The sequence below is a fragment of the Kitasatospora sp. NBC_01266 genome (genome assembly GCF_036242395.1).
Lineage (GTDB): Bacteria > Actinomycetota > Actinomycetes > Streptomycetales > Streptomycetaceae > Kitasatospora.
On the sequence record NZ_CP108458.1, the window covers coordinates 8,047,071 to 8,061,230 of the forward strand.

At 73.4% G+C, this 14,160-nt stretch carries 14 protein-coding genes; 5 read left to right on the forward strand and 9 right to left on the reverse strand.

Features of this window, described 5'->3' with window-relative positions; genetic code table 11:
- Window positions 1–3 precede the first annotated feature (3 nt).
- The 3 genes from OG403_RS34430 to OG403_RS34440 form a co-directional block, all read right to left on the reverse strand.
- Window positions 4–1,704 carry a glycosyltransferase family 2 protein gene (locus tag OG403_RS34430; RefSeq protein WP_329571424.1) on the reverse strand — a complete coding sequence of 567 codons (1,701 nt, stop codon included), beginning with the start codon at window positions 1,702–1,704 and terminating at the stop codon, window positions 4–6.
- Between the two features lie 213 nt (window positions 1,705–1,917).
- Window positions 1,918–2,262 carry a rodlet layer protein gene (locus tag OG403_RS34435; RefSeq protein WP_329571425.1) on the reverse strand — a complete coding sequence of 115 codons (345 nt, stop codon included), beginning with the start codon at window positions 2,260–2,262 and terminating at the stop codon, window positions 1,918–1,920.
- A gap of 253 nt (window positions 2,263–2,515) precedes the next feature.
- A complete protein-coding gene (locus OG403_RS34440; RefSeq protein ID WP_329571427.1) occupies window positions 2,516–3,166 on the reverse strand; it encodes a TetR family transcriptional regulator in 651 nt (216 codons plus the stop codon).
- 130 nt (window positions 3,167–3,296) lie between these two features.
- Here OG403_RS34440 and OG403_RS34445 point away from each other — a divergent pair, with 130 nt between their 5' ends.
- Together OG403_RS34445 and OG403_RS34450 are read left to right on the forward strand one after the other, a co-directional pair.
- Window positions 3,297–3,455: a hypothetical protein gene (locus OG403_RS34445; RefSeq protein WP_329571429.1), complete on the forward strand. Its 159-nt coding sequence runs from the start codon at window positions 3,297–3,299 to the stop codon at window positions 3,453–3,455.
- Window positions 3,456–3,525: 70 nt separating this feature from the next.
- A complete protein-coding gene (locus OG403_RS34450; protein ID WP_329571431.1) occupies window positions 3,526–3,777 on the forward strand; it encodes a DUF4190 domain-containing protein in 252 nt (83 codons plus the stop codon).
- A 119-nt stretch (window positions 3,778–3,896) separates the two neighbouring features.
- On the opposite strand, the gene OG403_RS34455 is transcribed toward OG403_RS34450, so the two are convergent.
- Complete coding sequence (locus OG403_RS34455) at window positions 3,897–4,682, reverse strand: SGNH/GDSL hydrolase family protein (protein WP_329571433.1); 786 nt, start codon at window positions 4,680–4,682, stop codon at window positions 3,897–3,899.
- Between the two features lie 193 nt (window positions 4,683–4,875).
- Entirely contained in the window at window positions 4,876–5,160 is a 285-nt protein-coding gene (locus OG403_RS34460; RefSeq protein WP_329571435.1) for a DUF427 domain-containing protein, read from the reverse strand.
- A 273-nt stretch (window positions 5,161–5,433) separates the two neighbouring features.
- On the opposite strand from OG403_RS34460, the gene OG403_RS34465 reads away from it, so the two are divergent.
- Entirely contained in the window at window positions 5,434–5,706 is a 273-nt protein-coding gene (locus OG403_RS34465) for a hypothetical protein (protein ID WP_329571437.1), read from the forward strand.
- Between the two features lie 29 nt (window positions 5,707–5,735).
- Here OG403_RS34465 and OG403_RS34470 read toward each other — a convergent pair whose 3' ends face one another.
- Window positions 5,736–6,650, reverse strand: coding sequence for a hypothetical protein (locus OG403_RS34470; protein ID WP_329571439.1), 915 nt, complete (start codon window positions 6,648–6,650; stop codon window positions 5,736–5,738).
- A gap of 666 nt (window positions 6,651–7,316) precedes the next feature.
- On the opposite strand from OG403_RS34470, the gene OG403_RS34475 reads away from it, so the two are divergent.
- Both OG403_RS34475 and OG403_RS34480 read left to right on the forward strand, forming a co-directional pair.
- The gene (locus OG403_RS34475; protein WP_329571441.1) at window positions 7,317–8,153 is read left to right on the forward strand and encodes an SDR family NAD(P)-dependent oxidoreductase; all 837 of its coding nucleotides are present in this window, start codon (window positions 7,317–7,319) and stop codon (window positions 8,151–8,153) included.
- 474 nt (window positions 8,154–8,627) lie between these two features.
- Entirely contained in the window at window positions 8,628–10,094 is a 1,467-nt protein-coding gene (locus OG403_RS34480; protein ID WP_442911029.1) for a DUF2254 domain-containing protein, read from the forward strand.
- A gap of 319 nt (window positions 10,095–10,413) precedes the next feature.
- Here the strand turns inward: OG403_RS34480 and OG403_RS34490 are convergent, their stop codons facing one another.
- The 3 genes from OG403_RS34490 to OG403_RS34500 are packed head-to-tail and all read right to left on the reverse strand — an operon-like array spanning window position 10,414 to window position 14,029.
- Window positions 10,414–12,777, reverse strand: a complete 2,364-nt coding sequence (locus OG403_RS34490; RefSeq protein ID WP_329571444.1) for an FtsX-like permease family protein — start codon at window positions 12,775–12,777, stop codon at window positions 10,414–10,416.
- Entirely contained in the window at window positions 12,777–13,505 is a 729-nt protein-coding gene (locus OG403_RS34495) for an ABC transporter ATP-binding protein (protein ID WP_329571446.1), read from the reverse strand. The genes OG403_RS34490 and OG403_RS34495 overlap by 1 nt, the downstream gene beginning before the upstream one ends.
- A complete protein-coding gene (locus OG403_RS34500) occupies window positions 13,505–14,029 on the reverse strand; it encodes a PadR family transcriptional regulator (protein ID WP_329571448.1) in 525 nt (174 codons plus the stop codon). Before OG403_RS34500 ends, OG403_RS34495 begins: the two co-directional genes overlap by 1 nt.
- Window positions 14,030–14,160: the final 131 nt, after the last annotated feature.

A 14,160-nucleotide genomic window follows, 5' to 3' on the forward strand; every position in this document is an offset into this window, starting at 1 on the left:
CTCTCAGCCCAGCCAGGGCAGCATCGGGCGGACCCAGCCGGAGGCCAGCAGCGCGGTCAGGGCGAGCGCGGCGGTCACCGCCAGGCCCTCGGGCCAGCGTCGGGGCAGCACGGCCGCCTCGGTGGCGGCGGTGGTCGGCCGGCTACCCGGCCGGGTCAGCGCCCGGGGTCGGGGGCGGGCCGGTGCCGTGCGCAGTTCCGCCAGCAGGTCGCGCAGCAGCGGCAGCCCGATCTGGCACTGCACCGCCAGGTACAGCGCCAGGCCCCAGTTGGGCTCCCAGCCGTGCGTCGCCACGTCCAGCGTCAGGCCCACGCCCGCGGCCAGCAGCGAGCCGCCGACCCAGCCGAACGAGACCAGCACCACCCGCCTGGCCAGCCCACCCGGCCTGGCCTGCCCGGCGCCGGTCGGCACCCAGGCGGCGCTGCGGCCGCGCAGCGTGTGCACGAAGGCGACGCCGGCGGCCACGCTCATCAGCACGTTGGCCCGGATCACCTCCACCCGCCAGCGGGTCCGGCTCACCCGGGGCAGCAGCACGTGCCAGAGCCAGAGCGGGGCGAGCAGCGGCAGCACGTGCCAGGGGCGGATCTGCTCCGGGTAGCAGTACATCATCACCAGCGGCGGCAGCGGGGCGGCGAACAGGTTCACCGCCGTGGTCAGGTAGCCGACGATGCCTTCGTAGAAGCAGAACCGCAGCCGCCAGGGCGCCCGCATCCGCTTCAGGTCCCGGCCGGTGAGCAGGTGCAGGTTGCCCATCGCCCACCGGTACTGCTGGTTGACGAACGAGGCCAGGCTGTCCGGCGAGGTGCCCTTGGCGAGCAGCACCGGCACGTAGAGCGTGCGGAAACCCCGCTCGTAGAGCGCGAGTCCGGTGTACATGTCCTCGCTGTGGTCGAGTTTGGCGAAGCCGCCGGCCGCCTCGATCGCGCTGCGCCGGTAGACCGCGTTGCTGCCGCAGCAGATCGCCGCGTCGCTGGCGTCCCGGGAGGGCTGGATCCAGCGGAAGAACCACTCCTGCGCGGAGCCGGCCGCGCGCTCGATCCAGCTCATCGAGCCGTCGGTGTCGAAGCACTGCGGACTCTGCACGATGCCGATCGCCGGGTCGGCGAAGTACGGCAGCAGGTGCTGCAGGAAGTCCGCGCGCGGGGCGAAGTCGGCGTCCAGGATGGCGAGGTACTCGGCCGAGCCGAGCGCCAGCGCGTGGTTGAGGTTGCCGGCCTTCTTCAGCCGGCCGCGATCCGGTCGGACCACGTAGCGGTAGCCGAACCCGGCGGCCAGCTCGGCGACTTCGCCGCGATCGGCGTCGTCCAGCACCCAGACGGTCAACTCGCCCGGCCAGCGCATCCGGTGGACGGCGCGGTAGGCGTTGGCGAGCACCGCCAGCGGCTCGCCGCAGGTGGGCAGGTAGAGGTCGACGCTCGGCGCCTCGGCGGGCTGCCAGGCCCGCACCAGGACCTCGTGCGACTGCCGGGTCAGCCGGCGCGAGCGCAGGCTGTTCACCGAGGAGAGCAGCAGCGCCAGCACGTTGAGTGCCAGCACCGCGAGAAAGGCCCAGAGCGCTGGTGTGCGCAGGGCGAAGGTGAGCATGGTCGCCGCCGTCAGGACGAAGGCGAGCGACGTGCAGAGCAGGACCCACCGGCGCTGCGGTCCGAAGTACCAGTAGAGCTCCTGGTCGTTCGGTGGCGCCGGAAGGTGATGGTCGGTCATATGGCCCCCACAGCCGTGTTGACAGCTTCCGGCCATCAGCCTAGCCGATTGGTATAGACCACTGTTACGTGGCGGGTGAACAACTGCGCAACGCCAGGTGGGGGACGGTGCGGGGCGGTGGGGTGCGGTCGGAACGGGGCGTCGCCCGACACGCCCCGAGGCCCTCGCGGCACGGTGCGCGAGGGCCTCGGGGTGGGGTGCGTGGGGGAGCGGTCAGCCGATCGCGTGCGAGAGCAGCGCGCCGTCGCCGTTGGCCTGGGTGGTCTGGCCCACGTTGCAGATCTGGTGCTGCTGCTGGTTGGCGATCGGCACGTCCACCTGGACCGGGACCAGCACGCCGACCTGCACGTGGTGCACCTCGGGCAGGCAGAGGTTCAGGTTGTCGGCGGTGTGGTACGCGGGGCTCTGGTTGCCCGTGGTGCCGGTCGCGTTGGTGCCGCCGCTGCCGGAGACCGAGGCCGCCGAGCCGTCCGAATCGCCGATCGCCATCGCCGGGGCGGCCAGGGCGGCCAGCGACGCGACGGCGATCCCGGTACCCGCCAGAACCTTCTTGAGCATGAGTCGTGTTTCCTCTCGACAATGACCGGCGCGGGCGATGGTGAGCGGGCCGTGCGCCGGGGTCCGAACGTTGGTCGCGACGTCGCGTTCAACGCGTCGGTGCGGATCAGGACACTGGCGGGCGGACGGACTCACCCGTCCGGAGCGATCGGCGGCCGACCGAAGGGCGGGGCAGCGGTCATGCGGCGGGATCGGTCATGCGGCGGGATCGGTCGCCCGGCGGCGGTCGCCCGGCGGTGTCAGTCCAGCGGTGTCAGTCCTGCGGCGCGGTCGGCCAGTGGCGGCGGCCCAGGCTGATCAGGCGCAGCTGGTCGCGGGCCAGCGCCGCGATCCGCTGCTCGGCGGCGCGCGCGGCGGCGGGCGGTTCGTCTGGGGCTTCCAGGAACGCGGCGGCGGTCGCCACCAGGTGCTCCACGTAGAGCCCGGCCAGCATCCGCAGGTCCTCGGCACTCCAGTCGGCGCTCTGCGGCTGGGTGCCGAGCGCGGCGGCGGTCTCCTCGGTGAAGGTCGCGAACTCGGCCGCGATCGCCTCGCGCACCCGCCGCACCCCGCCGTGCCGCTCGCGGGCCAGGAAGCGGATGTGCGCCCGGTGCTCGCGCACGTGCCGGGCGATCACCGAGATCGTCCCGTCGATCAGTTCCTCGGCCTCGCCCTGGCCGGCCAGGATCTTGCGGATCATCAGATGCAGGCTCTGCAACGACTCGGTGACCAGCACTACCCCGAGTTCGTCCAGGTCGCGGAAGTGGCGGTAGAAGCCGGCCGGCGAGAGCCCGGCCTCCCGGGTCACCTCCCGGACGCCCAGGCCGCTGAGGTTCTGGTGCTCGAGCAGTCGCAGGCCCGCGTCCAGCAGGGCGCGGCGGCTCTGCTCCTTCTGGGCGGCTCTGACTCCGACGGTGTGACTCACGTCATTCAGTAAACAACTGTTTGCCGACTTCCGCCAGCGTAGAGTGTGGATGTCGGCGAACACTTGTTAGCTCAAATGGGCGCGAGGCGGCCGACAGCCCGGGACGTCCTGCCAGTTGAAGGGTCCGACCATGATCGTCATCTTCGCCGCACTCGCCGTCGCCGGCGTCCTGGTGGGCGCCGCCGCGCACACCACGCTGCCGCACTTCCTGGCCGCCGCCACGTTCATCGGCGCCTGGCTGCTGGTCTTCGCGGCGCGCGAAGGCGTCGCCCGACTGCGGCAGCCCTGACGCCGGCGAACCCCAGGAGCTGATTCCCGCCCGGCCGGAGAGCCGGGATTCCCACGCAAGGAGTAGAGAGATGGAAACTGGGACGCTGACCCGCGAGGCGGACGGGATGGCCGTCGCCTCGTTCGTCCTGGGCCTGATCGGCCTGCTGCTCTTCAATGTGGTCTTCGGGCCGCTGGCCCTGGTGCTCGGTTCGCTCGCACTGCTGCGCGGCACCGCCCGGCGCGGGCGCGCGCTGCTCGGCCTCGCGCTCGGCGCCGGCGACCTGATCGTGCTCGCCGCGACGCTGGCCGCCAGCCACGGTTCGATCTGGCGGATCGGCTGACCCGCCGTCAGCAGCCCCCGGGGCGGCCTGCCCGGCGCTGCCCGTGACCGTCCCATGGCCGTGCCCGGACGCCCCCTCCGCAGGGCATCCGGGCAGTGTGCCGGGTCCGCTTCCGATGGTCAGAGCGGCAGCAGGTCGGGCCGCTTGGCCTCCACGTGGTCGCCCGAGGACTCGCCGCGCAGCCGTCGGCCCACCCAGGGCAGCAGGTACTCCTTCGCCCACTGCAGGTTCTCCCGGCGCTGTTCGGCGGGGGTGTGCTGGTGCTCGGCGGGCCACGGCGCGGCCGGGTCCTCCTCGGTGGGCAGCCCCAGTGCGCGGGCGGCGAGCAGCGCGACCCGCTGGTGCCCCTCGGGGGAGAGGTGCAGCCGGTCCTCGCTCCAGGCCGGCCGGCCCTGCAGCGGGCGCAGCGACCAGAGGTCGGCCACCGCGCAGTCGTTGCGGTCCGCGATCGCCCGCAGGTGCACGTTGTAGGTCGCGATCTTGCCGCGCAGGTGCTTCAGCACCGGTACGCCGCGGGTGTCGAAGCCGGTGCAGATCAGCACCGTTCCGGCCGACTCGCGCAGCTGCACGACGGCCTGCTCGAAGCGCTCGGCGACCTCGTCCGGGTCGCTGCCCGGACGCAGGATGTCGTTGCCGCCGGCGCAGAAGGTCACCAGGTCCGGCTGGATCCGCCGGACCTGGGGGACCTGCTCGGTGACGACCTGGTCGAGCAGCCGTCCGCGCACCGCGAGGTTGGCGTAGCGGAACTCGCCCTCCGGCCGCCGGTCGGCCAGCAGCGCGGCCAGGCGGTCGGCCCAGCCGGCGAAACCGCCGTCCGGGCGCGGGTCGTTCAGGCCTTCGGTGAAACTGTCGCCGAGGGCCACGTAGGAGCTGATGAGGTCAAGGGTCTCCAGATGGTCAGCCATGGGCAGAATAGTTCACTGTCTCAAGTGACCTACGCCACCGTAGGTGTGGTGTGGCGGAGCGTGACGTTGGCCACCCGGGCAGCGGGAATACCGAGGCCGATGGTGTGCGGAGGGCGGCGGCGGGGCGAGCGCGCGGGACGAACCGGGTGAGACTGCGTCAGGTGCGCGGGCCCGGGGCGGCTGCTGCGGTGGCTCAGACGCGGACCTCGACGCCGTGCCAGAAGGCGACCCGGCCGCGGATCTGCTCGGCCTCGGGGCTCGGATCGGCGTAGTACCAGACCGCGTCCTCGTTGCGCTCGCCGTCCACCACCAGCGTGTAGTAGTTCGCGGTGCCCTTCCACGGGCAGAAGGTGGTGCTCGACGAGTCGGCCAGGTACTCGGGCCGCACGGCGCTCAGCGGGAAGTAGTGGTTCTGCTCGACGACCACGGTGTCGTCGCTCTCGGCGATCAACTGGCCGTTCCAGTAGGCGGCGGGCATCGTGCGGTCCTCTCGCTCGTCAGGGTGCCGCGCGGCGGTGCTGCTCGGCGAGGTCGTGCGGCGGCTGTCGCCTCAGCCTACGTCCGACGGGCCAACTGGCGTCCGGTTACGGGTGATCACCCGGACGGGAACGGGCTGCGGCCGGTCGCCGCAGCCCTGGCGCGGCCCGCCGGGTGAAGGTCCTGGCGATGGTGTGACGGGCGGTTACCCGGCCGACCGGGCGGGTGAGACTGCTCTCGGGCCGTTCGCTCACGACCGGGAGAGGTGTCCGCCATGACGCTGACCATGCTGCTGCTGACCGCTCCGCCGCTGCTGGCCCTGCTGCTCACGCTCACCGACCCGGCCCGCACCGGTCCCGCCGGCAGCGACCCGGCCCGCAGCGACCCGGCCCGCACCGACCCGGCCCGACCGCGCGCTCACGCCGCGCGGTCGGCGGCCGGCCGGTTGCCCCTGCGAGCGCGCCGACCGGGCCGCGGGCGGGGGCGGGGGCGCCACGCGGCGCCGGTGGGTCGACGGGCGCAGGCGTCACTCGGCCGGGCCGGGTGACGCCTGCGCTGACGCTCAGTCAGTTCGTCTCAGCTGAACGCCGGATGAGCCAGTAGCGAGGTCACGCAGAGGCTGGTCTCGGCTGCCGATCCGATGAACGGCAGCCGGGACCGACGCAGCGAGTAGTGGTAGGCCTCGCGCTCCCGGGCGTCGGCGAAGTGCCGTTGGTGGCGCGGGCCCGGGTCGGGGCGGCTGACGGTCAGCCGGTGGGCCGCCAGGCAGCGGGCCAGCGACTCGGTGGGCTGACCGTACAGCGGCCAGCCCAGCACCACCGGCGGCGTGCTCTGCAGGGCGAGGACCCGGTTCAGGGTGGCGGTGCCGAGGTAGCTGAACGCGCCGGTGGCCAGCACCAGATCGGCCCCGGCCAGCGCGGCCCGGTCGGCCGGGGTGGGATCCGCGTGCTCCAGGTCGGTGTTGACGGCGGCGTCGAGCAGACCGGTGGCCAGCGCGTACTCGGTCGCCGGGCGCGAGACGTCCAGCCCGACCACGGTCAGCCCGGTGTCGGTCGGCCGAGTCCGCAGGAAGGCGGTGTCCCGGGCGACGGCCTGGTGGGTGCTGTCCTCGCCGACGACCGGGCCCTCGCCGACGACCGGGCCCTCGCCGATGACCGGGCCCGAGCCGGGGTGCTGGGCAGGCTGCGCCGCCGCCGGATAGCGCCTGGCGAAGGTCGCGAAGTCCACCCCGAACTTGAGCAGTGCGCTGTTGATGCCGTAGCCGCAGGCCAGGTCGATGATCTTCAGTCGTCGTCGGCCGGTGCGGCGGCGCAGGTGGGCGATGGTCTCCGGGAGCAGCCCGCGCGCGAAGTCGGGAGTCCGGTAGCGCAGCGGCGCCAGCCGATGGAAGTAGCCGCGCGGCAGCGGCTGTTGATAGAGCGACTCGAAGGAGTGCTTGGTGAAGGAGTGCTTGGCGAACGACTGCGACGACTGCTTGGCAAAGGTGCCCACGCGGCCTCCTGGATCGGGCGCCCGCAGCCGGAGCGGCTCGGGGCGGGACCTGACGGCTCGTCAAGCTTGACATGGCCAGGGCGGTCCGGCTTCCCGCCGCTCCGGCACTGAGCGTAACTCGGCCGTAACTGGGCTGGAACTGGCCCGGAACTGGCCCGGAACTTCGGCGAAACGCGCGGAAAGCCGTCGAGCTGCGGATATCAAGGATTCATCAGAGCGAGTGAACGGGCTTGCCCCGGTGCGATCCGGTTGGCTTGAATGAACGTCATGAACAGCCCGACGCGCTACCACGACCGACCGCCGCATCCGCGCGCGGGTCGGCCCGGCGCGGCTGTTCGCGCCGCTCGGTAGTGCTGCCTCCCCGTAGCTGAGCCTGGTCGCGCTGCGGGTGGGCCCGTACCGGCCCACCCGCGCCATTCGCTCCACCCGTGCCGTCCGGCTCGACCGCGACTCCTCCTGATCGCGCCTCGACCCGCTCGCACGCCCTCTCCACCGCCCTGCGGCCTCGACCCGCGCCGCCGACCGTCCCGGTCGGCCGGCCGCTGCCGGCCGCGCGGCGTCTTGTCACGCGCTTCGGCGCGCCTTTCCCCGCACGTCCGGCCCCCGGCGCGCAGCTTCACCGCGCCCCGGCACCCCGGGCTGTGCCCAGCACCCTTTGGATGGGTCATGTCCGCTGTCCTGAACAACCAGTCCGTCCTCGCCGGCCGCACCGCCCTGGTCACCGGAGCCTCCTCCGGCATCGGCTGGGAGAGCGCCCGACTGCTGGCCGAGCACGGCGCCACCGTGCTGCTGCACGCGCGCACCGTCGAAGACGGCGAGCGGGCCGTCGACCGACTGGTCCGTGAAGCAGGCATCCCGGGTGAGCGACTGCGCAGCTACGCCGCCGACTTCACCACCCTGGCCGAGGTCGACGGGCTGGCCGAGGCGGTGGCCACCGCCGTTCCGGCGCTCGACCTGCTGATCAACAACGCCGCCGTGATGGCCCCCGAGCGCTGCACCCTCTCGGCGGACGGCAACGAGGTCTCGTTCCAGGTGAACTTCCTGGCCGCGCACCTGCTCGCCAAGCTGCTGCGGGCCCCGCTCGCCGCCTCCGGAGCGGCCCGGATCGTCAACGTCTCCTCCTCGCTGCACCGCACCGCCTCGATGAACTGGAACGACCCGAACCGGACCAAGAAGTACTCCCGGGTCGCCGCCTACGCCCAGTCCCAGCTGGCCCTGACCATGGCCACCGGAGACATGGCCCCGGCGGACTCCGGCATCACCGCCGTCAGCGTCAACCCCGGGCTGTGCGACACCGCGCTGCTGCCGCTCTACGGCCGGGTCGGCGCGCCCGCCGCCGAGGGTGCGGCAGCCGTGGTCCGGCTCTGCCTGCCCGACTTCCGGCTCACCCAGGGCGCGTACTACGACGGCGGCGACATCGCGGCCACCGCCCCGGCCGCCCAGGAGGAGCGCTCGCAGCGCCGCCTGGCCAAGCTCACCGACCTGCTGGTCACCCGCGCCTGAACGGCGCCGCCGGCAACCACCCGAGCAGTACCCCTACCAGAGAGAGCACAGCGCACACCATGTCCAAGCGAGCGAGGAAGAAGCGGGCCCGGCGCAAGAAGAAGGCGAACCACGGCCGCAAGGCCAACCAGTAGCGCGCCCCTGAGCCGCCCGGCGCCGCGTGCCACCGGCGCCGGGCTTTCGCCTGCCCGCCCCGGCCAGCCGTCAGCGGGCCGGGCCGGGCAGTGCGGTGGGCCGGGCGGATCGGCAGCAGGGCCCGGTCGGTCTTAACGCGGCGGTGACGCCGCGAGCACCGGTGGACTAGGCTCCTGGCCTGGTGCGCCGGGAAGTCTGGTCGGCAACAGGAGACAGCTCTGATCTCCGCACGGTTCCGCCGTGCGGTGTCCCGTGTTGCCAGGAGGCCTTCGTGCGCGCCAGCAGTCCCATAGCCATGCCCCCCGCCGCGGCCCGGTCGCAGCTGCGGGTGACGGGCTGATGCGCGGCGGGGCGTACCTGCAGGCCGACTGGCGGCGGGAGAAGCTGCGGACCAACCTGTGGCTGGTGCCGGCGGTCCAGGCGCTGCTCGCCGTGCTGCTCTTCGCCGCGACCACCGCGTTGGACCGGGCCGCCTACGACGGGCGGTTCACGCTCGCCACCTGGGTGCTGGCCGGTACGGCCGACGGTGCCCGGCAGATCCTCACCACGATCGCCGCGGCCATCATCACCGTGGTCGGCCTGGTCTTCTCGATCACCATCGTGGCCCTGACCCTGGCCTCCACCCAGTTCGGCCCCCGGATGCTGCGCAACTTCATCCGGGACCGGGGCACCCAGCTGGCGCTCGGCGCCTTCGTGGCCACCTTCTGCTACACGGTGCTGGTGCTGGTGGTGATCAGTCCCGGTCCGCACGGCGACTTCGTCCCGCATCTGTCGATCACCGTCGCGCTCGGCCTGACCGGGGTCGACCTCGCGGTGCTGATCTACTTCATCAACCACATCGCCACCATGATCCAGCTGCCGCAGGTGATCGCCGGGATCGCCACCGACCTGGCCCGCGCGATCGAGGCCCAGGGCGGCGAGGACCAAGGCGCCCCCGAGCACGGCGACTTCGGGCCCGACCGGGAGAAGCTGCTGGCCCTGGTCAGCTCGCGCGGCGCCGCGATACCGACCGCGGCCAGCGGCTACCTGCAGTACATCAGCCACCAGCACCTGCTGCGGATCGCCACCGAGGCCGACGTGGTGATCCATCTGCCGCACCGGCCGGGGCACTTCCTGGTCCAGGGTCATCCGCTGATGGTGGTCTGGCCCGCCGAGAACGCCGAGCGGGTGGCCCGCGAGCTGCGTCGCGGCCAGATCACCGGCCCCTACCGCACGCTCACCCAGGACATCTCGTTCGGCGTGGACCAGCTGGTGGAGATCGCCATCCGGGCCCTGTCACCCGCCGTCAACGACACCTTCACCGCCCTGACCTGCATCGACTGGCTCAGTGACTGCCTCTGCCGGATCAACCACAGCTGGCACCCGCAGCGCGTGCACCGCGACCGCGCCGGCCGGATCAGGCTGATCGCCTACCAGGCGGACTACGACCGGCTGGTCCAGCGCGCCTTCGAGAAGATCCGCCAGTGCTCCGGCGCGATGCCTGCCGTGATGATCCGTCAACTGGAGGCGCTGGGGAAGGTGATGGAGCAGACCGGGCGGCCCGAGCGCCGGGCGGTGCTGCTGGAGCAGGGCGTGATGATCTGGCGGCTGTGCGAGTCGACGGTGCCCGAGGCGGCGGACCGGGCCGATGTCCGGCGGCGCTACGAGGCGCTCCGTGCCGGGGCGCTGACACCCGATCAGCCGGCCAGCACGACCAGGGCGAGCGCGGCCAGGACGATGGTGGCGCCCGCGCAGAGGAAGCCGTACTCGACGGCGCGGCGCTCCCGGCCCAGGACCAGCACCTGGCGCGGGTCGGCCGGGTCGTAGCGGACCAGCACCTGGTCGGCGGCCACCTCGACCGGGGAGAAGAGTTCCATCACCAGGCCGCCCTCGGTGGCGAACTGGAGCAGCGGCCGACCCTGCGCGCGCCGCTTCACCAGCGCCTCGGTGGTCACCCCCACCCGCCGCAGCCGACGGATCTCGGCCAGCCCGGTGGCCCCGGCGAGGTAGGCGAGCACACCGCCGACCAGCAGGTTGACTGCGAGCAGCGCGAACACGGCCACCATCCCCTTTGGTCAGCGGTGCCGACTGCTTCCACGGTAGCGCCGCGCACCGCGCCGTGGCAGGTGCGGTGCGCGGCGGCCCGTCACTCGAACCGCAGCCCGGCCGCCGAGCGGCGGCGCCAGAGGGCGGGCAGGCTCAACGCCGTGATCAGCAGCAGGGCCGCCGCCCCGGCGCCGATCATCCGGGCGATGTCGCCCCAGGCGAAGGCGACCGGCACCTGCGCCATGGTGAGCAGCGCCCCGCCCAGCAGCACCCCGGCGACCAGTGCGAGCGCCAGGCCCAGCACGACCGACAGGGCGCTCTGGCAGAGCAGCGACAGCGCCAGGGTGCGCGGCCTGGTGCCGAACGCGGTGAGCACGGCCAGGGTGCGGCGGCGGTCGCGGAGCTGTTCGAGCAGGCTGACCAGCATGCCGGCGCCGATCAGCGTCAGGATCGCCACCGTGCCCGCGGTCAGCGCCCGGCGGATGCCGGTGAACCCGGCGTCGGGGGAGCGCTGGTCGGGGTCGGCGAGCCGGGCCCTGGCGTCGAGCAGCGCGACATCGGTGCGGATCCGCTCCTCGGCGTCGTGGGTGCCCGGGACGGGGTGCAGCTCCACGGTGGCGGACTGACCGCTGAGCAGCGCGGCCGGGATCGCCCCCGGGGTCACCAGCAGCCCGGTGCGCAGGTGCGGCTGGGCGGGGTCCGGCAGGGCGTCGACCACGGCGCGCGGGGACGGCACCCGCCAGGGGGTGGAGCCGGCCGGACCATCGCCGGCGACCAGTGGTTGGCCCGCCGTCACGGTGGGACCGCTGCCCCGGGTGGTGAAGACGTCGCCGTCCGCGCAGTCGGTGACCGAGGCCAGCAGGCGCAGGGTGGCGCAGTCGGCCACCTGGACCGGGAAGAACACCTTGTCGTCGGTCGGTGACTGGACGTAGAACGCGGTGTAGCCGACGGCGTCGGCGACACCGGGGCTGCGCCGCAGCTGGTCGGTGTACTGGGCCGCGCGGGCCGCGCCGCCCGGGAAGTCCGCGACCAGCAGGGTGCGGTCGACCGGGCCCAGCTCGTCGGCGCCCCCGCTGCGGGCGACGGCGAGAGCGCCGAGCAGGGTCTGCAGGGCGATCGCGCCGGCCACGCTGACCACGATGCCGGCCACCGGCCGTGCAGCGGTCTCCGGGCTGAACCGCAGCCGTCCGACGGCCAGTTGCCAGGCGGGTGGTCCGCCGGCCCGGCCCAGCGCGCGGGCGACCAGGTCGACCAGCGGGGGCAGCAGGGTGGTGGCGCCGAACAGGAGCAGCAGCAGGCCGAGGATGAGCACGGCCAGCGTCCTGCTGCCGTCCATGTAGGCGAGCTGGTCGCGCTGGGAGTAGAGCAGGCCGGAGCCGAGCAGCGGCAGGCAGAGCCGCCACCACCACAGCCGTGGCAGCCGGGTGGCGCCGCGCACCACGCCGAGCGGTTCGGCGGTGATCCGACGCATCGTCAGCAGGGTGACGACCACCGCGAGGACCGGCACGGCGCCCAGCGCGAGGGCTGCCAGGGCCGGCTGCGGTCGGACGTCGACCGTGAAGACGCTCAGCCCCTGCACCGTGATCCGTTCGATCAGCAGGCGGCCGAGCTGGAAGAACACGGCGCCGACCGCCACTCCGAGCAGCGCGCCCGCCAGCGACTCGCCGGCCGCGATCCGCCCGGTGCCGGCTCGGTCGGCGCCGCCGAGGCGCAGCGCGGCCAGCCGCCGGTCCCGGGCCTCGCCGCCGAACCGGACGGCGGCGGCGATGAACACGGCCACCGGACTGAGCAGGATCACCACGCCCGCCGCGGTGAGCAGGACCAGCACCGGATCGACGGGCTTGGGCGGCAGCTTGCCGGCGAAGTGGTCGATCCGGAAGACATCGGGATCGGCGTCGGAGAGCGTGTCGCTGCCCAGGAAGAAGGTGTAGTCACCGGGGCCGACCAGGCCGGCCTCGCCGATCGTGCCGGCGATCGGATAGGGCAGCCGCTCGTGCAGCAGCCAGCCGCCGGACGAGCGCAGCAGGGCGGCCAGCGCGGGGGAGACGGCCATCGTGCCGGGCGCCGGATAGGCGGTGAGACCGGGCGGCAGCGGAGCGGCCGGGCCGTCGGGCCGCACCGCCCGGCCGGTCACCTTGCTGCCGTCGAAGGTGGTGCTGAGGTCGGTGATCAGCAGGCTGTGCGAGGAGCGCTCGGCCAGGTCGGGGGAGATCACCTCGCCTGCCTGGGCCCGCAGCCGGTCGTCGCGGTGCTCGCGGACACTGGGGAACGAGGAGGCCAGCAGCAGCGTCGCCACGCCGAGGCCGACGCCGAGCGCGGTCAGCGCGGTGCGCAGCCGGTTGTCCCGGCCGCCGGTGAACGCCAGGCGCAGGCCGAGCGCCAGCTCGACGGCCCAGCGCGCGGCCCGGCCCAGCGGCCGCGGATCGGCCGGCTCCTGATGATCGGTCAGTGGGCGGTTCGGCATCAGCGGACTCCCGCCTCGCCGGTGCGCCCGTCGCGGACCACGACCTCGCGGTCCGCGTACGCCGCCACCCGCAGGTCGTGGGTGACCAGCAGCACCGCCGCGCCGGACTCCCGGGCCGCCGCGCCGAGCAGCGACATCACCTGCTCGCTGTGCAGCGAGTCGAGTGAGCCGGTCGGTTCGTCGGCGAAGATCACCGCCGGTGCGGTGACCAGCGCGCGGGCGATCGCGGCCCGCTGCCCCTGGCCGCCGGAGAGCTCGCCGGGCCGCTTGGCCGCCAGGTCCGCGACCTCCAGCCGCTCCAGCCACTGCATGGCCCGCTGCTCGGCGGCGCGCCGGCGCAGGCCGTTCAGCCGCAGCGGGAGCGCCACGTTCTCCAGGCAGGAGAGCTCGGGAACCAGCTGGCCGAACTGGAAGACGAAGCCGAAGTCGGACCGGCGCAGCGCACTGCGGGCCGGGTCCGACAGCTGGGTCAGGTCCTGGCCGCGGTAGGTGACGGTGCCGCTGTCCGGGCGGATCAGACCGGCCAGGCAGTGCAGCAGGGTGGACTTGCCGGAGCCCGAGGTGCCGAGCACGGCGACCAGTTCGCCGGGCGCCAGGTCGAGGCAGGCGCCGGTCAGCGCGGGGGTGAGGCCGAAGTTCTTGCGCAGGTCGACGCCGGCCAGCAGCGACCCGTCGCGGACGGTCTGGACGGCCTGCACGGCAGCGGCGGCCCTGGGGGACTCGGACATCAGGCGCGCACCTTCCGGGCCAGCTCGTCCAGTCGGGCCGCGGTCAGCTCCAGCCAGCGCAGGTCGGCCTCCAGGTGGAAGAGCGCGTGGTCGCAGAGCAGGTGGTCGGCCAGGTCGCCGGACAGCTTGCGGCGGGTCAGCTCCCGCATCTGGCGCAGGTGTTCGGCACGCTGGGTGTCCAGCAGCCGCTGGGCCGAGCGGCCGGTCAGCAGGGCGAGCACGACCTTGGTGTAGAGGGTGCTCTGCAGGTAGCTCGACGGGCTCTCCGGTTCGGCCAGCCAGCGGGCGACGTCGGTGATCCCGGCCTCGGTGATGACGTAGCGCTTGCGCTCGGGACCCTCGCCCGGCTCCGTGCCGTCCACCTCGACCAGGCCGTTCTTCAGCAGCCGGGAGAGGGTCGCGTAGACCTGGCCGTAGGGCAGCGCCCGGCTCTGGCCGAAGCGTTCGTCGTAAGCGCGCTTGAGGTCGTAGCCGTGGCGCGGATGGGACTCCAGGAGCCCGAGGATGGTGTGGCCCAGTGACATGCGGCCGACTATACACACGGTGTATACCCAAGGTGTATACCGGTTCGGACGCTGACGGATCCTCAAGTCCGGTGGAGGCCGGGTCGAGCGGGAGCTGACGCCTTACCGTCCAATCCGCGTGCCGGGGTGCG